Below are 23,812 nucleotides of genomic sequence, written 5' to 3'. Positions count from 1 at the left end.
TCATCTCGCACACCGTGACCCTAATGGGTGACAAATCGGCCAATGGTCACGGTTGTCGAACCGCGCATCTTCCGGGCCGCGGGGGCAGCCCGGAAGACACGCGGCCGTCAGTGCACGTGGGTGGCGTCGCGGACGGTGCCCACGTACTCCTCGACGAGGTCCTCCATGGCGACGACGCCGACGGGTTCGCCCGCGGTGCCGACGGCCACGGCGAGGTGGCTCCCGGCCCGGCGCAGCGACGTCAGCGCCTCGTCGAGCAGGGCGCCCACCGGCACCGTCGGCAGCCGCCGGATGCGGCCGGGCGCGATGGGGGTGGAGGGATCGTGCCCGGCCTGGTCGAGCACGTCCTTGACGTGCAGGTAGCCGCGCAGCGCGCCGTCACCACCCCGCACCGGGAACCGGGAGAACCCGGTCTCGGTCACCACCCGCTCCACATCGCCCAGCGTCGGGCGCTGCGGCAGCGTCGTCAGGTCCGGCAGCGGCACGAGGACGTCGGCGACGGTGTGCTCCACCGACGACAACGTCTGCGCCAGCCTGCGGTGCTCGGACTGGTCCAGCAGGCCTTCGCGGCGGGATTCCACCAGGAGCTCGGCGAGTTCCGCCGAGGTGTAGGCGGTGTCGAGTTCCTCCTTGGGCTCCACCCGCAGCAGCCGCAGCACGGCGTTGGCCAGCATGTTGAACACGGCGATCAGCGGCCGGGCCAGGGTGACGAACCCGACCAGCGGCGGCACCAGCCACAGCGCGAGGCGCTCGGGCTCGGCGATCGCCAGGTTCTTCGGCACCATCTCGCCGACGAGCACGTGCAGGACGACCACGATCGCCAGCGCGATCGCGAACGCCACGGCGTGCATGACCGGCTCGGGGATGCCGAGGGCGGCGAAGGGCACCTCCAGCTGGTGGGCGACGGCGGGTTCGCCCAGCCGCCCCAGGCCCAGCGAGCACAGCGTGATGCCCAGCTGGGCGCTGGTGAGCATCAGCGAGCCCTCCTGGCTCGCCTTGATCACGATCCTGGCCCGGCTGTTGCCCTGGGCCAGCAGCGCCTCCAGCCGGTCCCGGCGGGAGGACAGCAGCGAGAACTCCGCGCCCACGAAGAACGCGTTGAGCAGCAGCAGAACGACACCGAGGACGATCGCGAAACCGTCGCTCATCGGACTTCCTCCACGGCCTCGACGTGCGCCGGCCGGCGGGTGAGCCGCAGCTCGGCGATGCGGTGGCGGTCCATCCGCGTGACGGTCAGATCCCATCCATCGGGGTCGAGGCGATCGCCGACCTCGGGGATGCGGCCCAGCCGGGCCAGCACGAAACCGGCGACGGTCTCGTAGTCCCCGTCGGGCACGGCGAACTCGGTGGCCTCGGCGAGCTCGTCCGGGCGCAGCCGCCCGGAGATGATCCAGGTGCCATCGCCAGCGCGGCGCACGGCGGCGATCTCGCGGCGGTCGTGCTCGTCGCGGACGTCGCCGATGATCTCTTCGACTACGTCTTCCAGCGTCACGATGCCCGCGGTGCCGCCGTACTCGTCGACCACCACGGCCAGCTGGAGCCCGGACCCGCGCAGCCGGTTCAGCAGCGCGTCGCCGTCCAGCGTCTCCGGCACCGTCGGCACCGGCCGGGCCAGCGACCCCACCGGGGTCGTCGCGCGGCGGGAGGCGGGCACGCCGAACGCCTGCTTGACGTGGACGACACCGTGCACCTCGTCCAGGTCGGCGCCGTTCACCGGGAAGCGGGAGAACCCGGTGCGGCGGGCGATGTCGAGCAGGTCCAGCACGCTTTCGTCGGCCGTCAGCGACTCGACGCGCACGCGCGGGGTCATCAGCTCCTCGGCGGTCCGGTCGCCGAAGCGCAGTGACCGGTCCATCAGCTGGGCGGTCGCGGAGTCCAGCGTTCCGTGCTCGGCGCTGGAGCGCACGATCGAGCCGAGCTCGTCGGGTGAACGCGCCGACCGGAGTTCCTCCTGGGGCTCGATGCCGAAGCGGCGCACGACCCAGTTGGCGCTGTTGTTCATGGCGTCGATCAGCCAGCGGAAGACCTGCGAGAACCCGGCGTGGTAGCCGGAAACCGCGCGCGCGGTCGGCAACGGCCGGGCGATCGCGAGGTTCTTGGGCACCATCTCGCCGAAGACCATCGACAGCGTGGTGGCCAGCAGGATCGCCAGCGTCAGCGACACCGCCCCGGCGGCCTCGCCGGGCAGCCCCAGCGCGATCAGCGCCGGCCGGATCAGCTCACCGATCAAGGGCTCGGCGACGTAACCCGTGATCAGGGTCGTCAGCGTGATCGCGACCTGAGCGCCGGAGAGCTGGAACGACAGCGTCCGGTGCGCCTTCTGCACGGCCCGCGCGCGCCGGTCGCCGACCTGGCGGACGTGCGCGTCCACCGTGCTGCGTTCCAAGGATGTCAGCGAGAACTCCGCGGCGACCGCCAATCCGGTGCCCAGTGTGAGGATGCCGACGAAAACGAGGCCGAGAACGGCCAGCAGGATCTCCATCACCGATCACCCCGGGCGGGGAAACCGGCCATCAGATTCGGAAAGCCGGGACTATGTCCCGGCTCGGTACTGCCCTCGGGGGATTGTGCCGCAGGCACTGAAGACGTCACTCCTAGACAGAAATTCGGAAAAATACGACGCCAGTATACGGGGTTCGGGCCGGTCCGGCCGCGCCAACATCATCACGATCGTCCGAGCAGGGCCAGGAGCTTGGCCTGCTCATCGGCGTCGGCGGGCACCGGGCGCGGCGGGGCGAAGATCCCCATGTCCGCCCAGGCCGGGATCTGCGGCGCGAACACGGTGCGCACCGCGGTCACCAGCGCCGGGTCCAGCCGGTCGTCGGCGCCGATGCCGCGGGCCAGGTCCCAGGCGTGCACCGCCAGGTCCAGCGTCATCTGCCAGCCGTAGTCCTGCGCCGGGATCACGCCGCCCGTCACGTTGACCTCGCCATCGGTCGCGCCTGGTTCGTCCCACGCCCGCCGGGCCGCCGCGGCGGCCTCCCGCCACGCGCCGACCGGGTCGGCGCCCAGGACGTCACCGTCGAAGCGGTCGCCGACCTCGTCCAAGGTGGCGCCGTCGAGCAGCCACGGCACCCACAGCTGCTCGGACACCAGGTGACCGAGCAGGTCCCGGACGCTCCACCGCGTGCACGGCGTCGGCAAGTCCCACTGGCCGTCGCCGATGTGCCCCACCCTGGTGTCGAACTCGGCCATGGCCCTGCGGTGGGCGTCCAGCAGCTGCATGATTTCTCCCGATGAGCGTTGTGAAATCGGTCACGGGGCGCCCGGAGGTGGCGGCGGAATCCCTGGCCACGCGTCCAGTGTGGCTGGTCGGGGGCGCTCGTGGCATCCGCGGCGAGGCGGGTTTACGCCCCGGTGGTCTGGGCCACTGGGGCGAGACGTAACCTGCCGCAGGTTTCGTCGAGCGGCTACCGCCGCCAGGACACACGAGAGGACGTGATCGTGAGCACACCCACGGTTGCGGACGCACCGCAGAGGGGTTTCTTCGGGCACCCCCGCGGCTTGTCGACGCTGTTCTTCACCGAGATGTGGGAGCGGTTCTCCTACTACGGCATGCGGGCGATCCTCGGGTACTACCTGTACTTCGCGGTCGCCGAGGGCGGCCTGGGGATCCCCGAGTCGACGGCGTTGTCGGTGGTCGGCGTCTACGGCGCCTCCGTCTACATGACCGGCATCCTCGGCGGCTGGCTCGCCGACCGGGTCGTCGGCGCGCAACGTGCGGTGTTCTACGGCGGCTGCGTGATCATGCTCGGCCACATCAGCCTGGCCCTGCCCGGCGGCATCGCCACGGTGGTGCTCGGGCTCGTGCTGCTGGTGATCGGCACCGGGCTGCTGAAGCCGAACATCTCCGGCCTCGTCGGCGGGCTCTACGGCGAACACGACACGCGCCGCGACGCCGGGTTCTCGATCTACTACATGGGCATCAACCTCGGCGGGTTCCTGGCCCCCTTCGTCGTCGGCACCCTCGGCGAGAAGGTCAGCTGGCACGTCGGGTTCGGCGCCGCGGCCGTCGGCATGGCGTTCGGGCTGATCCAGTACCAGCTCGGGCGCAAGAACCTGGGCTCGGCCGGGCTGGTACCGGTCAACCCGCTGCCCGCCGGGCACAAGGGCCGCGTGCTGGGGCGCGCCATCGGCATCGGCCTGGCGTTCATCGCGGTCCTGGTCGGCCTGTCGGTGAGCGGCGTGATGGGCCTCGACGGCCTGGTCAACGTGATCAGTCTGATCTCCGCGGTGCTGCCGGTCATCTACTTCGCGGTGATGCTCTCCAGCAAGCAGATCACCAAGATCGAGCGCGACCGGCTGATCGCCTACATCCCGCTGTTCCTGGCGACCGCGCTGTTCTTCCTGCTCTTCGAGCAGCAGCCGAACTCGCTGGCCAACATCGCCGAGGCGGACACCAATCTGAACATCCTCGGGTTCGTGATCCCGGCGTCGTGGTTCCAGTCCATCAACTCGCTGGCGATCATCGTGCTGGCGCCGCTGATGGCGTTGCTGTGGACGAAGCTGGGGGAGCGGCAGCCGTCGACCCCGCAGAAGTTCGTCGGTGGCCTGTTCTTCGTCGGTGTCTCGTTCCTGTGGGTCGTGGTGTCGAAGTTCGTCGCCGGCGACGGCAAGCACCTGCCGATCATGCTCGCGCTGGTGTTCGTGATCATGACCTTCGGTGAGCTGATGCTCTCGCCGGTCGGCCTGTCGGCGAGCACCAAGCTGGCGCCGAAGGTCTTCGCCTCCCAGACCATGGGCCTGTACTTCCTGGCCCCGGCGATGGGGCAGGGACTCGGCGCCCAGGTGGTGAAGCTGTACTCGGTGGACAACCAGCCGGTCTACTTCGGCATCGTCGGCGCGGCCACGATCGGCTGCGCGGTGCTACTCCTGCTCGGCTCCAAGAGCATCAAGCGCTACATGCACGGCGTGAACTAGCTAGGGAGTTTCCAGCTCATCCTGTGTGGCGGTGCGGGTGAACGAAAAAGAGGCCGGCCCCGGTGATCCCGGGGCCGGCCTCTTTTCAGCGCAGGTCGAGGGTGCGGGGTTTCTCCGGGGCCGCCGGGTCCGGGTTCTCGTGGCCCGCGACCGTGACGTTCCCGCTCGGCAGCACGCCCCGGACGAGGTAGTCGGTGCCGATCCGGTCCACCTCGGCGTTGCCGGCCATCGCCCACACGCCGTGCTTGCCCGCGTCCTTCTCGGTGACCAGCACCGACGACGGCAGCGACCGGTGCATCTCCACCGCGCCCGCGTACGGGGTCGCGGCGTCGTGCTCCGAGTTGATCACCAGCATCGGCGGCAGCCCCGCGCCGGTGATCTTGATCGGCTGCTGCCGGGGAGCGTGCCACACCCGGCAGGGCGCGATGGTCCAGCTGTTGTACCAGGCGGCCAGCGGGTAGTCGGCGGCCAGCTCTTCGGAGTCGCGCTCCCACTCGCTGCGGCGGGTCGGCCACGGGGCGTCCGCGCACTCCACGGCGTTGTAGATGGCGTTGCTGTTCTCCGCCGCCGCGTCCTTCGCCGACACCCGCGCGACGAGCTTGCGGTCGTCGCCGCGGAGGCGGAAGTCGGCGACCGCCTCGGCGACGCCTTTCCAGTTGCTCTCGCCGTAGAGGGCGCCGAAGGTGATGTCGGTGAGCTCCGACGGCCCGAGCGCGCCGCGCGCCCCCTTGCGGAGCTCGGCCCGGACGCCGTCCCAGGCGGCCTGCACCTGGCCGCGGTCGGTGCCGAGGTGGAACACCTGGTCGTGCTGGGCGATCCAGTCGAAGTAGCCGCCCAGCCGCCGCTGCCCGGCGATGTCCTGGTTGAGGTTGTTGCGGTACCAGACCTCGGAGGTGTCCGGGTTGACCGCGCTGTCCAGGACCATCCGGTCCACGCGCTCCGGGAACAACTGGCCGTACACCGCGCCGAGGTAGGTGCCGTAGGAATAGCCGAGGTAGCTGATCTTCGGCTCGCCCAGCGCGTCCCGGATGCGGTCCATGTCCCGGGCGTTGGTCGGCGTGTTCAGGTGCGGCAGGTACTTGCCGGCCCGCTGCGCGCACCCGTCGGCGTACTCCTGGGCGCGCTGCCAGTTCTGCTCGCGGGTCTGCGGTGAGTCCGGGTCGGGCAGCGGCTGCCGCCAGTAGGTGGCCGGGTCCACGCAGCTGATCGGGGTGCTGTGCGCGGAGTTGCGGGTGTCGAACCCGATCAGGTCGTAGGCGTCGAGCACCTCGGCGGGCAGCCGGCCGCCCAGCGTGCCGGCGAAGGCCACCCCCGGCCCGCCCGGACCGCCGGGGTTGATCAGCAGCGAGCCGCGCCGGGCCTCGGGCTTGCGCGCCGGCGACTTCGCGATCAGCAGCTGCAGCTTCTCGCCGTTCGGCGCGGCGTAATCCAGCGGCACGTCGAGGTCGGCGCACTGCAGCTGCGGGTGGGGTTGGCTGATGTCCTGCGGGCACGCGCCGAACTGCAGGCCGGGCGCGGCCTGGGCGGCAGCTCCCGGCGCCGCGGTGCCGGCCAGCACCGCGGCCCCGGCGAGGCCGAGCGCGATCGAACGCTTCACGGGCGTCTCCTCGTGGAGTGGAACCTGGTTCAGGGCGGAGCGTAATCGGTGGCCCGGTTCCACACCCGGCAGCGAAAGTCCGTGTCCCCCGGCCGATTCCGGTTCAGCCGGCCAGCAGGGCGGCGGCGACGCGACCGACATCCGCCCCGGTGGTGCGCCAATTGCTGAAGGCCGCGCGCAGACCGGGCGTTCCCTTGTAGACGGTCGGGGTGAGGAACGCTTCCCCGGATCCGGCGACGGAGCGGGCCAGTGAGCCGACCCGCTCGGCGGTGGGATCGTCGGCGAGGGTGAAGCAGACGACGTTGAGGCGCACCGGTGCGAGCAACCGCAGGTGCGGCATCCCGGCGATCCGGTCGCCGAGGTCGTGTGCGAGTGCGATGTCGCGTTCGACGATCTCGCGGTGCCCCTGCCGCCCGTAGGCCGCGAGCGTGAACCAGGCCGGCAGGGCGCGCAGCCGGCGCGAGTTCTCCGGCGTGAGGTGGACGAAGTCCGGGTCTTCGGTGATCGGGCCCAGGTACGCGGCCGCGTTCTGGAACACCCGGACCTGCAGGTCCCGGTGCCGGGTGAACTGGATTGCGCTGTCGTAGGGCACGTTGAGCCACTTGTGCAGGTCCGCGCACACCGAGTCGGCCTCGTCGATGCCTGCGACCAGTTCGGTGTGCCGCGGGGACAGCGCGGCGAAGCCCCCGAAGGCGGCGTCGACGTGCAGCCAGAACGGAAAGCGCCGCCGCAGTTCGGCGATCGCCCGCAGGTCGTCGAAGTCCACGGTGTTGACCGTTCCCGCATTGGCGACCACGATCGCGGGCCGCCCGTCGAGCGCGGCGAGTTCCGCGGAAAGCCGGTCGACGTCGACCGCCTCCCGCCCGGGCAGCGTGGCCACCTCGCGAACGCAACCGCGGCCTAGGCCGAGCATCGAGAGTGCCTTGTAGACGCTGGAATGCGGACTGCCGGAAAGCACCGGAACGTTCCCGAGAGCGGCCACGCCGTCTTGCGCCACGGAGACGCCGAGCTGCTCACCGACCCATTCGCGGCCGATCGCCAGCCCGACGAAGTTCGACATCGTCGCGCCGCTGACGAACGCGCCTTCGTGCGCCGTGCCGAGGCCGAACAGCTCGCGCAGCCAGCCGGTCGCTTCGCGCTCCAGGTCCAGCGCCGACGAGTCGCCGCCGGCAGCCGCGTTCTGGTCGAACGTGCTGGTCAGCCAGTCGCCTGCCACGGCAGCCGGGGTTGCGCCACCGGTCACGAACCCGAGGTAGCGGGGCCCCGCGCTGCCGGAGAAGCCCGGCGCCCAGCGGCTCTGGAACCGTTCTAGGGCGGCTTCGGCGCCGATGCCGGAATCGGGCAGCGAAGCAGAATTCGGTGGTGCGGGCGGTACGGCGGCAGGCCGGTCCGCGATCCCGGACAGCGCCTCGACGGCGCATCGCCGAGCGATGTCGAGCAGCTCGGGTAGCCGGACGAGGTCTTCGGAGAGCTTCGGGTGCAATGCGACATCCTTCGTGAGCGTTTGATCCGGTAGGAACCGGAAAACTCACTCACGACCGTAACGAAGCAGGCGCACGTCGGCGCGGTCCAATCCGGATCGGCTGGACTGCTCGGTGGCTCAGGTGACGGGTTGCTTCCCGGGCGTGGCCGCGGGGAGTTCGCGGGCCAGGTCTTCGACGACCTGGGTCGTGCGGTCCAGCCAGCGGATGGTGCGGTGCAGGGAGGTCGGGCCGTCGGTCAGCGATTCGGCGATGTCGTGCAGCGCGTCGGCCGTGCTGTGCGCCGAGGCGATCGCCGCCTCGAAGCTGACCTGGGCCTCGTCGGTCAGCGACTCCACCGCGTCGGCCAGCGCCCACAGCAGCTCGGCCAGCCGGTTGCGGGTGTCCTCGTCGACCATGTCCACAGTGGAGGACAGGGCGACCGCCAGGTTGCGCACGTAGTACGCGCAGCCGCTGAGCATCGCCACCGACCGCTGGACCTGGCTGCGCCGGGAGCGCAGCCGGTAGCTGGTCAGCGGCTTCGCGCTGGTGATCACCCGCTGCAGCCCGTCGTCGAGGTCGCGCATCGACTCCTGCAGGCCGGCGACCGTGTCGTGCGCGCTGATCTCGGTGCCGGTGCCGCGCAGGAAGTCCCGCAGCGTCAGCAGGAAGTCCTGGATGTTGGTGCGCACCAGGAAGCGCGTGCGGGTGGGCAGCACGAACACCGCCGCCAGCACGCCCGCCGCCGCGCCGACCGCGGTCTCCCACAGCCGCGTCTCCAGGACGGCCTCGTCGAAGGTGCCGAGCATCCCGTAGAGCGCGCCGAGCAAGGCGGTGATGAAGAACGTCATCACCGCGTACGAGTAGCCGGCGAAGTAGAAGCCCAGGAACACGCAGGTCAGGATCATGGCGATCTCGGCAGGGGTGTTGCCGGAGATCTGCGCGGCGACGAGGATGCCCGCGACCACGCCGAGCATGGTGCCCGCGGTGCGCTGCCACGCCCGCACCAGCAGCTCGCCGCGGCTGTTGGTGCTGATGAACACGACGAACGCGGTGATCACCGCCCAGTACCACCGGTTCGGCGAGACCAGCTGGCCCAGCATGATCGCCAGCGCGGTCGCGCAGGTCACCTGGATCGCCATCCGCAGCTCGGGCCGCCGCAACCCGGTCTCGTCGTCCTCGGCCGGCTCCGGCTCGCCGGCCGGTTCCGGCGGCACCTCCTCCCGGCGTTCGCCGCCGAGCTCGCCGGTCGCGTCGGCCAGCTCCGCGAGCCCGGCGCCGAGCCGCCGCACCGCCATCGCGATCTCCACCGAGCCCTGCTGCTCGATCCCCTCGGCGACCAGCCGCGTGGCCTCCCGGACCTCCCGCGGCTCGGTGTTGAGCACCGCGAGCAGCGCGGTGATCGCGTGCGGCACGGTGGTGCCGCCGCTGGGGTGGTCGACGAGCCGCATCAGCGGGGTGAGCAGGTTCTCGGCCGCGAGTTCGACGTCGAGGATGCGCTGCCGGAGCAGCTCGCGGCCGGCCTCGTCGAGGTCGTCGAGCTGGCCGACGGTGTTCTCCAGCATCAGCGAGGTCTCGTTGAGCCGTACCGAGCGGTTGTGCAGTTCGCGTCGCCGCTGCGTCGAATCCGGGTGCTCGGCGACGTCGCGCACCGCGTGCAGGAGCCCGTGCACCTGGGCGCGCAGCGTGTGGCGGCCGCGTTCGAGCACGCCTTCGGGATCGTCCCGCAGCACGAGGAACCGCATCGCGAACGCGGCCAGCGCCCCGACCACCGCCGCCGCGATCAGCGCGGGCAGCTGCGGCAGCTGGGGGCGCAGGAACATCGCGAAGAAGTAGCCCATGAACGCGACCATTCCCAGCGGGAAGAACCGCGGCCCGAACCGGCGGATGTAGGTGGCGGTGAAGATCACCACCAGGAACAGCAGGCTGTTCGGCAGCGGCCACGGCGAGGTGAGGATCGACAGCAGCAGCGCGAGCACCGCGGGCAGCGGCATCAGCAGGTTGGTGATCTTCTGCTGCCGCCGGTCCGGGTCGTTGATGCCGAGCGAGGAGTTGATCGCCACGACCGCGGCCAGCATGGCCAGCGGCAGCGGCTGTCCCCACCACGCCAGCAGCGGCAGCACCACCACGAGCGAGAGCGCGACCGACAGCGTCACCCGGGCCGCGGTGCGCAGACGGCGCAGCGCCGGGTCCGAGGCGAGGAAGCGGTTCCACCACTCGCTCCACATGCGCCGCGCGCTCCTTCGGGGTGTGCGCCGAACCCGGATGGTCCTGCTGGGGCTCGGCCGTTCGCGGTAGCGAGATTACCCGGGCGGGCCGTGCGGGTCAGCTACCGCGGTGGCGGCGGACGCTCTCCTCGACGACGTCCAGCACCGCGGGGAGGTGTGCCGCGGGCAGGCCCATCGCCAGGTGGGACACGAGCCCCTCCAGCACCAGCTCCAGGTAGGCGGTCAGCACGTCGACGTCGACGTCGTCGCGGAGGTTGCCGGCGTCGCGCTGCCACTTCAGCCGGGCGCGGGTGGCGGCGGTCAGCTGCTCGGAGCGCTGCGCCCAGCGCGCCCGGAACTCCTCGTCCGTGCGCAGCCGGCGCGACACCTCCAGCCGGGTGCCCAGCCAGTCCGCGCCGGGCGCGCTGCCGGTGCCACCGGCGGGCTCGGCGAGGAGGTCGCGCATCACCTGCACCAGGCCCTGCTCGGCCACCACGTCGGCCATCCGGGTCGCGTCGTCCTCGGCCAGCGCGAGGAACAGCGACTCCTTGTCCTTGAAGTGGTGGAAGATCGCACCCCGGGACAGGCCGGTCGCTTCTTCCAGCCGCCGCACGGTGGCGCCTTCGTAGCCGAAGCGCGCGAAGCACGACCGGGAACCGTCGAGGATCTGACGGCGCCGGGCGTCGAGGTGGTCCTGGCTGACCCGAGGCATGTTCTGATCGTCCCAGGTGCGGCCGCCACATTGCAATCCGTACGTACGTTTTGCTGCGCATGTCCCAACCGATGGGCGACCCCCGACCATATGGTCGCCGGGACCGGCGGAACCGTTACCCGCGTGGCGGTCGAGATCCAGGAAAAGCGGGTGGGGGAACGGGTTTCCCTTTCGCTACTACCAGTTCTCCGGATCAAGAACAAGGGTCGCGGGCGTCAGGGGGGAGCGGTAGCGTCGGTAACCGGCCAATTACAGGGGGTGATCGAATTGCCCACTACGACCGACCCCGCCGCCGCCGACTTCCCGGCCTCCCGGGTCCGCACCAGGGCCGAGGCCGAGGCCTACGTCGCGTCGGTGTGCTTCAAGCACGGTCCGCCGCGACTGATGGGCATCGAACTCGAATGGACCGTGCACCACTCCGACGACCCGGGCCGGACGCTCGACGCCGCGACGCTGATCGCCGCGCTCGGCCCGCACGCCCCGCGCTCCCTGGTCCCGGACAGCCCGCACCGCGAATTGCCCAACGGCTCGGTGCTCACCGTCGAACCCGGCGGCCAGGTCGAGATCTCCAGTCTTCCCACCACGTCCATGCGGTCGCTGTTCAGCGTCGTCGCCACCGACGCCGAGTACGTCGAGCGCCGGCTGCGCGCCGCCGGCCTGGTGCTCGGCGAGCAGGGCACCGACCCGTGGCGGTACCCGAACCGGATCCTGCGGGTGCCGCGCTACGCCGCGATGGAAACCGCTTTCGACCGCATCGGCCTGGACGGTCGGTTGATGATGTGCAGCACCGCCGGCGTGCAGGTCTGCCTCGACGCCGGCGAACCGGACCGGGTGGCCGCCCGATGGGCGGCGCTGCACGCGCTGGGGCCGGTGATGATGGCGACGTTCGCGAATTCGCCGATGCTCTTCGGCGAACGCACCGGCTGGGTGTCCACTCGCACCCGCGCGCTGCTGCGCACCGATCCGCCGCGCACCCGGCCCGGCCCGATCACCGTCGACCCGGCGGCCAGCTGGGCCAAGCGGGTGCTCGACACCGCGATCGTGTGCCTGCGCCGCGACGGCGGGGACTGGACGGCGCCCAGCGGCATCAGCTTCGCGGAGTGGATCCACGGCGCGCTGCCGCACCCGCCCACCCGCGACGACCTCGACTACCACCTGTCCACGGTGTTCCCGCCGGTCCGGCCGCGCGGCTACTTCGAGGTCCGCTACCTCGACGCGCAGCCCGGCCAGGACTGGATGCTGCCCGCGGGCGCGCTGATCGCGCTGTTCCGCGATGAATCCACTGTGGACAAGGTGCTGGCGATGACGTCCCCGGCGGTCGGCCGGTGGGTGCAAGCTGCGCGGCACGGGCTGCTGGACCCGGCGTTGGCGCGCAGCGCCCGCGACGTGTTCGAGCTGGCGTGCCGGCACCTGGAGGAGGAGCCGGACAGCCCGGCCGGACTGGCCGGGCGGCTGGCCGACTTCGTGGCGCGGCGGCTCGCCGCGCCCGCTGACCGCTGACCGCTGACCGCTGACGAAACCGGAGGTGACCGGTGGAAGGCACGCAAGATCTGGTGGATCTGGGGATCGCCGACCTGCGCGCGCACGTGGCCGCGGAACTCGCGCGCACCCGGCAGCGCAGCGCCGAGCTGACCGATTCGGTCGACGACGAGGACCTCGTGAAGCAGCATTCGCCGCTGATGTCGCCGCTGGTCTGGGACCTGGCGCACGTCGGCAGCCAGGAGGAGTTGTGGCTGGTGCGCGACGTCGGCGGCGCGCCGGCGATCCGCCCGGAGATCGACGACCTCTACGACGCGTTCCAGCACGCCCGGTCCGACCGCCCGCAGCTGCCGCTGCTGGGCCCGGCCGAGGCGCGCGAGTACGTCGCAACGGTGCGCTCGAAGGTCTTCGACCTGGTCGACCGCGTCCCGATGGAGGGGCGGCGGCTGGTCCAGCAGGCGTTCGCCTTCGGCATGATCGTGCAGCACGAGCAGCAGCACGACGAGACGATGCTGGCCACCCACCAGCTGCGGGACGGGCCACCGGCCCTCGCGGCCGAGCCACCACCGTCCGATGTGGACGTCCTGCCGCCCGAGGTGTTCGTGCCCGGCGGGCCGTTCACCATGGGCACCTCCGCGGAACCCTGGGCGCTGGACAACGAGCGACCGGCGCACCAGGTCCACGTCGACGACTTCTACCTCGACAGCACCCCGGTCACCAACGGCGCGTACCTGGCGTTCATCGATGCCGGCGGCTACGACGACCCGCGCTGGTGGAGCGACGCGGGCTGGGGGCACCGGCAGCGGGCCGGCCTGCGGGCGCCGCGGTTCTGGTGGCTGGAGGGCGACCGGTGGCTGCGCCGCCGGTTCGGCCACGTCGAGCCGGTGCCGCCGGAGGAACCGGTGGTGCACGTCAGCTTCCACGAGGCCGAGGCGTACGCGGCGTGGGCGGGCAAGCGGCTGCCCACGGAAGCCGAGTGGGAGAAGGCCGCGCGGTTCGACCCCGCGAGCGGCCGGTCCCGGCGGTACCCGTGGGGTGACGCCGACCCGCGTCCCGAACAAGCCAACCTGGGGCAGCGGCACCTGCGACCGGCGCCCGCCGGGGCCTATCCGGACGGCGCGGCGCCGTGCGGTGCGCGGCAGCTCATCGGCGACGTCTGGGAGTGGACGGCGACGGACTTCTCGCCGTACCCGGGGTTCTCGGCGTTCCCGTACCGCGAGTACTCCGAGGTGTTCTTCGGGCCCGACTACAAGGTGCTGCGCGGCGGCTCGTTCGGCACCGACGCCACCGCGTGCCGCGGCACCTTCCGGAACTGGGACTACCCGGTCCGGCGGCAGATCTTCGCCGGCTTCCGGTGCGCCCGGACGCCCCGACGAGGGGAGCGCGACTGACCGATGTGCCGGCACGTGGGATACCTGGGGCCAGCCGTGTCGCTGGCGGAACTGCTGCTCGAACCGGCCCATTCGCTGCTGGAGCAGACGTGGGCGCCCAACGACATGCGCGGCGGCGGCACGATCAACGCCGACGGCTTCGGCGTCGGCTGGTACCGGCCGGACGGCGCGGTCGCCCGCTACCGGGCCGCCGTTCCGATGTGGACGGACGAATCGTTCCGGCAGACGGCCGCGGACGTGCGCAGCGGCGCGGTGGTCGCGGCGGTCCGCTCGGCGACCGTCGGCATGCCGGTGACGCCGGGCGCGTGCGCGCCGTTCACCGATGGCACCTGGCTGTTCAGCCACAACGGCCGGGTCACCGGCTGGCCGGATTCGCTGGCGAAGCTCGCCGCCCGGCTGGAGGTCGTGGACCTGCTGACGCTGGAGGCGGCCACCGACTCGGCGCTGCTGTGGGCGCTGCTGCGGCAGCGGCTGGCCGACGGCGAGGAGCCCGACCGGGCGGTGCGGGAGCTGGTGTGCGAGGTCGTCGCCGCCGCACCGGATTCGCGGCTGAACCTGCTGCTCTCCGACGGTGCCCGGCTGATCGCCACCACCTGGACGCACGCGCTGTGGATGCGCCGGGCGGAGGCGGCGGTGACGGTGGCGTCGGAGCCGTTCGGCCCGGAAACCGGGTGGGTGGAGGTCCCGGACCGGTGCCTGCTCGTCGCGGACACCGCGGATGCGCGGGTGACGTCGTTGTCGGAGTTGTCGATGGGGGAGCGATGAGCGAGCCGGAACTTCTCGTCCGATTCACCGAGAAAGACGCGGCCCGGGCGCTGCGCACCGACGCCCGCGAGGGACTGACGGACAGCCCGAAGTGGTTGTCGCCCAAGTGGTTCTACGACGCGGCGGGCAGCGACCTCTTCGAGCGGATCACGACCCTGCCGGAGTACTACCAGACCCGCGCCGAGCAGCAGATCCTGCAGCGGCGCGCGCTGGAGATCGCCGAGATCACCGGCGCGGCCACCCTGGTCGAGCTCGGGTCCGGGTCGTCGGAGAAGACCAGGCTGCTGCTGGACGCGCTGCGCAAGACCGACACCCTGGAGCGGTTCGTGCCGCTGGACGTGTCCGGATCAGCGCTGCGCGCCGCCGTGGAGTCCATCGCGCTGGACTACCCGGAACTCCGGGTGCGCGGCGTCGTCGACGACTTCACCAGCGGCCTGTCAGCGCTGGACGCCGGGGCGGGCCGACTGATCGCCTTCCTGGGCGGCACGATCGGGAACCTGCTGCCGGCCGAGCGCGCGGGTTTCTTCGCCGCGGTGCGCGCGACGCTGCGGCCGGGCGAGTGGCTGCTGCTGGGCACCGACCTGGTGAAGGATCCCGGGCGGCTGGTGCGCGCCTACGACGACGCGCGGGGAGTGACCGCGGAGTTCAACCGCAACGTGCTTCGGGTGCTCAACCGGGAACTCGGCGCCGACTTCGCGCCCGAGCGGTTCCGGCACGTGGCCCTGTGGAACGCCGAGCAGGAGTGGATCGAGATGCGGCTGCGGGCCGGCCGGCCGATGCACGTCCGGCTGCCGGAGCTCGGCCTGGGCGTGGACTTCGCCGCGGGAGAGGAGATCCGCACCGAGATCTCGGCGAAGTTCCGGCACGACCGGGTCCGCGACGAGCTGGCGGTGGCCGGATTCGAGCTGCGCCACTGGTGGCTGGACGACGCCGAGGACTTCGCGCTGTCGCTGGCCGTGGCGCGGTAGAGCCGATCGGTGAATTCGGCGGTGATCACCCCACCGGCGGGTGATCGCGGTGGCGCGTGCGGGCGGGAACACGAGTATTGCGGTGTCAGCGTCCGATTTTCCCAGAAAGGGACGGTTTCGATGCGTCTACGCGCAACTGTCGCCGCCGCACTCGGTGCGGCCGGTCTGCTGCTGTCGCTGCCCGGTTCTGCGCTCGCCGCGGACGGCGAATTCAGCTACTGGGTCGAGGGGACCAACGCCTACCACCAGCGCGCGCTCTTCGACCCGGCCGGGCGGCTCTGCCACCGGCTCGAACTGCCGAACCCGGAAGCCCCGGCCTACGGGGTGCGCAACAACACCGACGCAACGGCGATCGTCTTCCTGGACTCGAATTGCTCCAGCGACGTGTATTACTACGTTCTGCAGCCGGGGCAGCAGGCCCCGCGCGACGTCGCGGTGCGTTCCGTGACCTTCTCGCGCTGATCGTCGCAGCCGACCGCACCTGCCCGGTCTCCGGGTGGGTGCGGTTCTGCTATCCGGAGCCGAGTCGCGGTCTCGCCGGGCCGCCGGGGGCGCTGAGGCAGCCCATGCACGGCATGCCGCCCGGTTGCGCGGACACCTCGGCGACGTTCGTGGGGATCTCCACGACGCAGTACGTGAGCCAGCGCTCCGGGGTGCCGGCCTCGGGGGCGACGGCGAGGTGTACTTGGCGGCTGGCTTCGCTATGGATTCCCCGTCCCGATGGCGCCGCCCGTCCGGCAGCGTTCCCGCGACGGCGTGCCGCTGCTGCTCGGCAGGTTGCCAGTGGTGCTTCGGTCGAAACATCTTCCCCACCTCCGCGGACGGGACTGGCGCGCAGGGGACGCGTGACGCCCGGTGGACGGGCAATGACCCGTTCGGCCCAACGCCCTCCGGTGGCAATGATCGACCACTCGCCCGAATGGCGGGCGAACCGGGGTCACCGTGCACGCACGGTGGTCAAATCGGGCGCGGCCCACGGCGGGCCTCCCGCCAGGTGCGGGCGTCCAGTTCCGGTCTTCCGCAATTTCAATGGAAATTGGGCCTTCGATTTCCATTGAAATTGCGGCACTGGGCACCGGCACCGGCACCGGCACCGGCACCGGCGCCGGGGGGTGGGGCTTGTTCGATCGCGTTGGCGAGCACCATCGGGACCGTCGTGATCGGTTTGGGAGCCGCTGGCATCGGGGGGTGCTTCGTTTTGCGGGGAGGGGTGCGGTCGCGGTGCGGCGAATGCCGTTTTTCGGTGCTGTGGCGGCGAATCGGGCTCTGGGCCGGCCGCGCACCGACAGCCACTGGGGGGAGGTGCCGTCAGTGCGCGGCCAGCGGCCCAAGGCTACACCCGGCGCCGCGGCGTCCTTCCCCGGCGGGCGCGGACTTGTGGCTGGGACTGGGAAAGCGGCCGGATCGCGCCGCTTCGGGGCAGGAACAGCAGGGCGGCCACTCCGGCGAGCAGCGCGCAGGCGGCGGCGACCAGGGTGCCCAGGTGCAGCCCTTCGACGAGCAGCCGTGCGCTGACGTCGAAGGCCGGTTGCCGGAGGTCGATCGGGAGCCGGTCGATGATCGACAGATCTCCGCTGGACAGCGGGTCGATCGCGGCCGCCGGGAGCGCCGGCAGCCGGGTGGGCAGTTCCGCCCGCAGGTGCGAGACGAGCAGCGTGCCGCAGACCGCGACGCCGAACACGCTGCCCAGCTGCCGGAACGTGTTGGAAATTCCCGATGCGGCCCCGGCTTGCCCGGGCGGAACCGCGCTCAGCAGCGCCACGGTGGCGGGCGCGCCGACCAGCGAAACCCCGGCGCCGAGCAGCGCGAGCGCCCACCAGTACTGCTCGTAGCCGGTGCCGACGCCGAGCCCGGTGAGGCCCAGCAGGCCGATGGCGGTCAGCACCGAACCGGCGACGATCGGCGGCCGCGGCCCCAGCTTCGCGGCCAGCACGCTGGCCAGGTAGGAGAAGATCATGATCGCCAGGTTCAGCGCCAGGAACCGCAGTCCGGCCGCCGTCGCGCTGAGCCGGTTCACCTGCTGCAGGTAGAGCGTCAGCAAGAAGATGCCGCCGTAGAGGCCGAGCAGTCCGAACAGGTTGACGGCCCCGGCGACCAGCACCACCGGGCTGCGGAACAGCCGGATCGGCACCATCGGGTCGGGGTGCCGCAGCTCCCAGCGCACGAAGACGACCAGCCCCGTCGCGGCGACCCCCAGCGCGGCCACGACGGGCGTGGCCGTCCAGTCGCGCCCGCCTTCGATCAGCGCGTAGGTGAGCGTGGCGATCGACGCGGTGAAGAGCAGCTGCCCCAGCGGATCGAGCGAACGAGTCCCTTGTGGACGGTGCGTTGGGAGCAGGTGCCGGAGGGCGAGCGCGGCGGCGGCGCCGACCGGGATGTTCACCCAGAAGATGCTCGGCCAGCCGAAGGCTCCGACCAGCACGCCGCCGAGCAGCGGTCCGACGGCGAGCGCCAGCCCGCCGATGCCGGCCCAGGTGCCGATGGCCTTCGCGCGCGCTCGTGGATCCGGCAACACCGTGCTGATCAGCGCCAACGACACCGGGATGAGCACGGATCCCGCGGCGCCCTGCAGGATGCGCGCCGCCAGCAATGCCTCGAAGGTCGGCGCGAGCGCGCACAGCACGGAGGCGGCGGTGAACGCGACGAGCCCGCCGAGGAACAGCCGCCGGTGGCCGAAGCGGTCGCCGAGGGTGCCCGCGGTGAGCAGCAGCCCGGCGAGCATGAGCGTGTAGCCGGCGACGATCCACTGCAGATCGCCGACGCCGACGCCGAGGTGCGCCTGCACGTCCGGCAGGGCGATGGCGACGATCGTCGCGTCGAGCTGGACCAGGAAGACGCCGCTGCTGATCAGCGCCAGCAGCAGTCGCGGATGACGTTCGGGGGCAGGGGAATTCGGCATTCGGGAGAACCTCGCGGAGTGATCGGACGGCGCGAGAGCGCCGCCGCGAACGCTAACTGAATGATGCTCAGTCAGTCAATGAGCGCGGCTCAGTGAGCATCGTTCAGTCGGGTGTTATGCTGGCGCCCGCCGCACAGCAGAAGGGTTGCCGAGATGTCCGCACGAACACCGGCACGCCGCCGCCGGGTGACGATGAGCCCGGAGGACCGGCGCGAAGCGATCCTGCGGGCCGGGACCGAGGTCTTCTCGACCACGGGTTTCGCTCGGGCGACGATGGCGGAGGTCGCCCGGGCGGGCGGGATCGCCCAGGGCACCATCTACCTCTACTTCGAGTCGAAGGAACACCTGCTCGCCGCCGTCTGGGAGCGCTACGTCGAAGGCATCCTGGAGATCGCCGACCGGGTGCTCGCCGGCAACGGGTCGAGGTGGTCCACATTGGACGAACTGTGGGCGGCGCTGCTGGACCACGCGGTGCGCAACGCCGAACTGCACCGCACGGTCTACGGTTCGGCCAACGCCAAGGCCCTGGAGCTGTGCAAGGACATCAACCGCCGGGTGATCGACCGCATCGGCGACTTCGTCGCCGACGGCGTGCCCGACGGCACCTTCGCGCCGGACGCGCCCACGGCGTTCCGGATCGTCTACCACGGCGTGGACGGCCTCCTCGACGAACTGATCGCCACCGGGGCGGAGATCGACGTCGCGGACCTGACGAAGCAGACCCAGGACCTGATCCGCCGAACTCTGAGCCCCCGCCCCTGATTCGACGTGTTCCACGCTCACGGCCCCGGACCCGACTTGGGAGACGTCCGTGAGTTGTCCGCCCGGGTTCACGTGCTGTTGTGCAGATCCCGTGCCAGGAGCGCGACGTGCAGTGACACCAGGGATTCCGGCGCGCTCAGCGACACGTCCAGCAGCTGCTCGATGCGCGCCAGCTGAGCGTAGTAGGCCGTTCGGGAGAGGTGCGCCGCCGCCGCTGCCGCGGACTTGTTCCCGCCGTGGCGGCACAGCGATCGCAAGGCGTCCAGCAGCCGTTCGTTGGACATGATCGGCCCGAGTTCCCGTTCCGCGAACGCGATCAGCCGCTCGTCGCCGCGCAGCAGGTGCAAGAGCCCGCGCAAGCGCACGTCGTCCAGGCGGTGGAACTCGCGGCCGCCGTCGTCGATGTGCAGCGCCGCCTCCGCGACCTGCGCGGCCTCGGTCAGCGTCCGGCGCGCGCCGGCGATCGAGCCGACGACGCTGCCGGCCGCCACCACCACCTGCAGCGAATGCGTGCCCGCGGACCGGCGGACCTCCGCCGCCAAGCGGGTCAGCACGGCGTCGGCTTCGGGCGTTCGCAGCGACACCAGGGCTTGGACGGTGACGTCGTCGACGACGCCCACCAGCACCGGCAGCTTCGCCTTGCGCGCGGCGAGCGCCGTCGCCTCGGCGAGATCCCGCAGCACCTGCTGGGTTTCCAGGGCCGGGGCGACCGTCGTCGTGGTGTGCGGGCGGACCGCGATGCCCACCAGCGGACCGTCGAGCGGCACGCCGACGCCCGCGGACCGGGCCGCCAGATCGGCGGTGTCGGCGTTGCCCGCGAGCAGTTCGGTGATCAGCGTGCGGTGCGTCTGGCGCTCCAGGCTCTCCCGGTCGCGGGTCGCCAGCCGGTTCACCGCCAGCGCCGACGCCGCCCGCTCGGCGACCACGACGTGCCGGTGCGGCGGCTCCGGCCCGAGCATCACCAGCCGCCCCCAGTCGTCGCCGCGAGCCCCGACCACGGTAGTCAGCCACCGCTGGTCCGGGTCGTAGGAAGTGCGGCCGGACTGCACCACCGAGCGGGACCGCTCCGCCCAGTCCGCCAGCAGCGCCACCGGATCCTGACCGGCCGAGTCGTAGGCCAGCACCTGGTGGGCGAGCGTCTCGAGCACCACCGGGCGGCCGGCGATCCGTGCCGCTTCCCGCAGCACCGACGCGGGTTCGGCGCCCGAGGTGGTCAGCGCGGTGAACGTCTCGTGGATGGCGTGCGTCGCGCGCAGCTCGGCCAGCTGGGCGTCGCGGATCCGGGCGATCACCGCCTCGGTGACGGCCACGAACTTCGTCTCCTCCGACAGCGTCACCAGCGGCAGGTCGTGCCGGTGCGCCGCGTCCACCAGCGCCGTCGGCACCCGGTCGCGCCACCGGCGCACCAGTTCCACGACCAGCCCGCACGCCCCGACCGCGGCGAGCTCGTCGACGTAGCGCACCAGCTGCGCGGGCTCCTCGGGGAGCGCGATGCCGGTGGTCAGCACCAGCTCGCCGCCGCTGAGCAACGGGGCGATGTCGGCGATCTCCGCGACGTGCACCCAGCGCACCCGCCCGTCCAGGCCGGAGGCGCCGGCCACCACCCGCGGCTTGCCGCGCCGCAGGACCGGCAGCTCCAGCACCTCGGACACGGTCGGCAGCGCCAGCACGTCCGGCGAGGTCGGTTTCATCGCGGCATCCATGGTGCACAAACCGTAATGCCCGCGGCGCCAGATGAGTACAGGTTGTCCGTGGAAGCGGCCGCCGCGGCCGACCAGACTGGCCGCAGCGGCACGCACGACCGCCGCGGAGGAACCGGCCGCCCTTGGAGGGAAGAGGACGCTGATGACGGAATCCTTGCTGGCCAGGCACCGCGCCGCCATGCCCGGCTGGCTGGCGCTCTACTACGACGAGCCCATCGAGATCGTCGCGGGCGAGGGACGGCACGTCACCGACGCCGACGGCAACACCTACCTGGACTTCTTCGCCGGGATCCTGACCAACGCCATCGGCTACGACGTCGCCGAGATCAGCGACGCGATCCGCCGCCAGGTCGACACCGGCATCCTGCACACCTCGACGCTCTACCTGATCCGCCAGCAGGTGGAGCTGGCCGAGCGGATCGGCGAGCTGTCCGGGATGACCAACCCCAAGGTGTTCTTCACCGGCTCCGGCACCGAGGCGAACGAGACCGCGCTCATGCTGGCCACCCAGTACCGGCGCAGCAACCAGGTCCTCGCGCTGCGCAACTCCTACCACGGGCGGGCCTTCGGCACCCTCGGCGTGACCGGCAACCGGGGCTGGTCGGCCAGCTCGCTGTCGCCGGTGAAGGTCAGCTACGTGCACGGCGGCTACCGCTACCGCAGCCCGTTCCGGGACCTCTCCGACGCCGACTACATCGCCGCCTGCGTCGACGACCTGCGCGATGTCATCGAGACCACCACCGCCGGCGACGTGGCCTGCATGATCGCCGAGCCGATCCAGGGCGTCGGCGGCTTCGCCACCCCGCCGGACGGGCTGTTCGGCGCCTTCGCCGAGGTCCTGGAGGAGTACGGGATCCTGCTGATCTCCGACGAGGTGCAGACCGGCTGGGGCCGCACCGGCGAGCACTTCTGGGGCATCCAGGCGCACGGCGTGGTGCCCGCGGCGATGACCTTCGCCAAGGGCCTGGGCAACGGGCTGGCCATCGGCGGGGTGGTCGCCGAGGCGGAGCTGATGGACTGCCTGACCGCCAACTCGATCTCCACCTTCGGCGGCAACCCGATCTCCACCGCCGGCGCCGGGGCCGCCCTGGCCTACCTGCTCGACCACGACCTGCAGGGCAACGCCGCGAAGCTCGGCACCCGGCTGCTCGACGGCCTGCGGGCGCACGCCCAGCGGTGCCCGCTGATCGGCGACGTGCGGGGCAAGGGCCTGATGATCGGCGTCGAGCTCGTCGAACCCGGCACCCGCACGCCCGCCGCCGCCTCGGCCACGCGGGTGATGGAACTGGCTAAGCGGCGCGGAATGTTGATAGGCAAGGGCGGGCTGCACGGGAACGTCCTGCGCCTTGCGCCGCCCATGACGCTGACCGAGGAGGAAGCGGCGCAGGCGCTGCAGATCCTCACCGACACGATCACGCTGGCCGACCAGGAGCTCCACGCATGACAGAACTGATCAGGCACTGGATCGCGGGCAAGCCCGCCGACGCGACGCCGCAGCGCACCGGCGAGGTCTTCGACCCCGCCACCGGACAGGCGACCAAGCGGGTCGCGTTCGCTGCGGAGTCCGATGTGGACGCCGCGGTCGCGGCGGCCGCCGAGGCGCTCAAGAGCTGGCGGCGCGCGTCGCTGGCGAAGCGGTCCAACGTGCTGTTCGCCTTCCGCGAGCTGCTCAACCAGCGCAAGGGCGAGCTGGCCGAGATCATCACCGCCGAGCACGGCAAGGTCGTCTCCGACGCCGCCGGCGAGGTGCAGCGCGGCCTGGAGAACGTCGAGTACGCCTGCGGCATCCCCAACCTGCTCAAGGGCGGCTTCTCGGAGAATGCTTCGACGAGCGTGGACGTGCACTCGGTGCGGCAGCCGGTGGGCGTCGTCGGGGTGATCTCGCCGTTCAACTTCCCGGCCATGGTGCCGCTGTGGTTCGTGCCGGGCGCCATCGCCTGCGGCAACGCCGTGGTGCTCAAGCCCAGCGAGAAGGATCCGTCGGCGGCGAACTTCATCGCAGGGCTGTGGCAGGAGGCCGGGCTGCCCGACGGCGTGTTCAACGTCGTGCACGGCGACAAGGTCGCGGTCGATGCGCTGCTGGCGCACCCGGTGGTGAAGGCGGTGTCGTTCGTCGGCTCCACGCCGGTGGCGCGCTACGTCTACGAGACCGGCACCGGCAACGGCAAGCGGGTGCAGGCCCTCGGCGGGGCGAAGAACCACATGGTGGTGCTGCCCGACGCCGACCTCGACCTGGCCGCGGACGCCGCGGTGTCGGCCGGGTTCGGCTCGGCGGGCGAGCGGTGCATGGCTATTTCCGCGGTCCTCGCCGTCGACCCGGTCGGCGACGAGCTCGTCGCCAAGATCGCGGAACGGATGGCCAAGCTCAGCGTCGGCGACGGGCGCCGCGGCTGCGACATGGGCCCGCTGGTCACCGCCGCCCACCGGGACCGCGTGACGTCCTATGTGGACGCCGGTGTCGAGGCGGGCGCGGACCTGGTGGTGGACGGGCGCGGCGTGCGGGTCGACGGCGGGGACGACGGGTTCTGGCTGGGGCCGACGCTGTTCGACCGCGTGGGCACCGACATGTCGATCTACACCGACGAGATCTTCGGGCCGGTCCTGTCGGTGCTCCGGGTGCCCGGCTACGACTCGGCGATCGAGGTGCTCAACAACAACCCGTACGGCAACGGCACGGCGGTGTTCACCGAGAACGGCGGCGCCGCGCGGCAGTTCTGCGAGGAGGTCGAGGTCGGCATGATCGGCGTGAACGTGCCGATCCCGGTGCCGGTGTCGTACTACTCGTTCGGCGGCTGGAAGGACTCGCTGTTCGGCGACGCGCACGCCTACGGCCCGGACGGCATCCAGTTCTACACCCGCACGAAGGTGGTCACCACGAGGTGGCCGGACCCGTCCCACGGCGGCGTCAACCTCGGGTTCCCGCAGAACAGTTGAGGTCTCGGCAGAGGT

General features: G+C 71.5%; 18 protein-coding genes. 9 read left to right on the top strand and 9 right to left on the bottom strand.

The annotated features are described in order from the left end of the window. Positions 1–107: 107 nt before the first annotated feature. From AC07EQ_RS23580 to AC07EQ_RS23570, 3 genes are all read right to left on the bottom strand, one after another. Positions 108–1,148, bottom strand: a complete 1,041-nt coding sequence (locus tag AC07EQ_RS23580) for a hemolysin family protein (protein WP_478390067.1) — start codon at positions 1,146–1,148, stop codon at positions 108–110. Then, positions 1,145–2,482, bottom strand: coding sequence for a hemolysin family protein (locus AC07EQ_RS23575; RefSeq protein WP_478390066.1), 1,338 nt, complete (start codon positions 2,480–2,482; stop codon positions 1,145–1,147). The genes AC07EQ_RS23580 and AC07EQ_RS23575 overlap by 4 nt, the downstream gene beginning before the upstream one ends. Positions 2,483–2,664: 182 nt before the next feature. Further along, positions 2,665–3,225: a TIGR03086 family metal-binding protein gene (locus AC07EQ_RS23570; RefSeq protein WP_478390065.1), complete on the bottom strand. Its 561-nt coding sequence runs from the start codon at positions 3,223–3,225 to the stop codon at positions 2,665–2,667. 219 nt (positions 3,226–3,444) lie between these two features. Here AC07EQ_RS23570 and AC07EQ_RS23565 point away from each other — a divergent pair, with 219 nt between their 5' ends. Continuing rightward, a complete protein-coding gene (locus AC07EQ_RS23565) occupies positions 3,445–4,920 on the top strand; it encodes a peptide MFS transporter (RefSeq protein ID WP_478390064.1) in 1,476 nt (491 codons plus the stop codon). 85 nt (positions 4,921–5,005) lie between these two features. On the opposite strand, the gene AC07EQ_RS23560 is transcribed toward AC07EQ_RS23565, so the two are convergent. From AC07EQ_RS23560 to AC07EQ_RS23545, 4 genes are all read right to left on the bottom strand, one after another. Beyond that, on the bottom strand, positions 5,006–6,517 hold the full coding sequence (locus AC07EQ_RS23560; protein WP_478390063.1) for an alpha/beta hydrolase: 1,512 nt from the start codon (positions 6,515–6,517) through the stop codon (positions 5,006–5,008). 103 nt (positions 6,518–6,620) lie between these two features. Then, a complete protein-coding gene (locus AC07EQ_RS23555; RefSeq protein ID WP_478390062.1) occupies positions 6,621–8,000 on the bottom strand; it encodes a pyridoxal phosphate-dependent decarboxylase family protein in 1,380 nt (459 codons plus the stop codon). A 117-nt stretch (positions 8,001–8,117) separates the two neighbouring features. Then, a complete protein-coding gene (locus AC07EQ_RS23550) occupies positions 8,118–10,205 on the bottom strand; it encodes an FUSC family protein (protein ID WP_478390061.1) in 2,088 nt (695 codons plus the stop codon). A gap of 97 nt (positions 10,206–10,302) precedes the next feature. After that, positions 10,303–10,896, bottom strand: a complete 594-nt coding sequence (locus AC07EQ_RS23545; RefSeq protein ID WP_478390060.1) for a TetR/AcrR family transcriptional regulator — start codon at positions 10,894–10,896, stop codon at positions 10,303–10,305. 267 nt (positions 10,897–11,163) lie between these two features. On the opposite strand from AC07EQ_RS23545, the gene egtA reads away from it, so the two are divergent. The 5 genes from egtA to AC07EQ_RS23520 all read left to right on the top strand — a co-directional run bounded on the left by egtA (position 11,164) and on the right by AC07EQ_RS23520 (position 15,961). Beyond that, on the top strand, positions 11,164–12,396 hold the full coding sequence (egtA, locus tag AC07EQ_RS23540; RefSeq protein WP_478390059.1) for an ergothioneine biosynthesis glutamate--cysteine ligase EgtA: 1,233 nt from the start codon (positions 11,164–11,166) through the stop codon (positions 12,394–12,396). 32 nt (positions 12,397–12,428) lie between these two features. Then, positions 12,429–13,766, top strand: a complete 1,338-nt coding sequence (gene egtB / locus AC07EQ_RS23535; protein WP_478390058.1) for an ergothioneine biosynthesis protein EgtB — start codon at positions 12,429–12,431, stop codon at positions 13,764–13,766. Between the two features lie 3 nt (positions 13,767–13,769). Continuing rightward, the gene (gene egtC / locus AC07EQ_RS23530) at positions 13,770–14,531 is read left to right on the top strand and encodes an ergothioneine biosynthesis protein EgtC (protein WP_478390057.1); all 762 of its coding nucleotides are present in this window, start codon (positions 13,770–13,772) and stop codon (positions 14,529–14,531) included. After that, positions 14,528–15,499 (top strand): L-histidine N(alpha)-methyltransferase, encoded by a 972-nt coding sequence (gene egtD, locus AC07EQ_RS23525; protein ID WP_478390056.1) that lies wholly within the window; start codon positions 14,528–14,530, stop codon positions 15,497–15,499. Before egtC ends, egtD begins: the two co-directional genes overlap by 4 nt. Before the next feature lie 120 nt (positions 15,500–15,619). After that, positions 15,620–15,961: a hypothetical protein gene (locus AC07EQ_RS23520; RefSeq protein ID WP_478390055.1), complete on the top strand. Its 342-nt coding sequence runs from the start codon at positions 15,620–15,622 to the stop codon at positions 15,959–15,961. A gap of 871 nt (positions 15,962–16,832) precedes the next feature. Here AC07EQ_RS23520 and AC07EQ_RS23515 read toward each other — a convergent pair. Then, positions 16,833–18,398: an MFS transporter gene (locus AC07EQ_RS23515; RefSeq protein WP_478390054.1), complete on the bottom strand. Its 1,566-nt coding sequence runs from the start codon at positions 18,396–18,398 to the stop codon at positions 16,833–16,835. A gap of 153 nt (positions 18,399–18,551) precedes the next feature. Here AC07EQ_RS23515 and AC07EQ_RS23510 point away from each other — a divergent pair, with 153 nt between their 5' ends. Continuing rightward, complete coding sequence (locus AC07EQ_RS23510) at positions 18,552–19,160, top strand: TetR/AcrR family transcriptional regulator (RefSeq protein ID WP_478390053.1); 609 nt, start codon at positions 18,552–18,554, stop codon at positions 19,158–19,160. 68 nt (positions 19,161–19,228) lie between these two features. Here AC07EQ_RS23510 and AC07EQ_RS23505 read toward each other — a convergent pair whose 3' ends face one another. Further along, a complete protein-coding gene (locus AC07EQ_RS23505) occupies positions 19,229–20,851 on the bottom strand; it encodes a PucR family transcriptional regulator (protein WP_478390052.1) in 1,623 nt (540 codons plus the stop codon). Positions 20,852–21,005: 154 nt separating this feature from the next. Here AC07EQ_RS23505 and AC07EQ_RS23500 point away from each other — a divergent pair, with 154 nt between their 5' ends. Further along, positions 21,006–22,307: an aspartate aminotransferase family protein gene (locus AC07EQ_RS23500; RefSeq protein ID WP_478390051.1), complete on the top strand. Its 1,302-nt coding sequence runs from the start codon at positions 21,006–21,008 to the stop codon at positions 22,305–22,307. After that, positions 22,304–23,797, top strand: a complete 1,494-nt coding sequence (locus AC07EQ_RS23495) for a CoA-acylating methylmalonate-semialdehyde dehydrogenase (protein WP_478390050.1) — start codon at positions 22,304–22,306, stop codon at positions 23,795–23,797. Before AC07EQ_RS23500 ends, AC07EQ_RS23495 begins: the two co-directional genes overlap by 4 nt. The last annotated feature ends 15 nt before the right edge of the window (positions 23,798–23,812 follow it).

This window comes from Saccharopolyspora sp. NPDC045839, from assembly GCF_056431645.1.
This window is presented reverse-complemented; position numbering and strand designations above follow the sequence as displayed.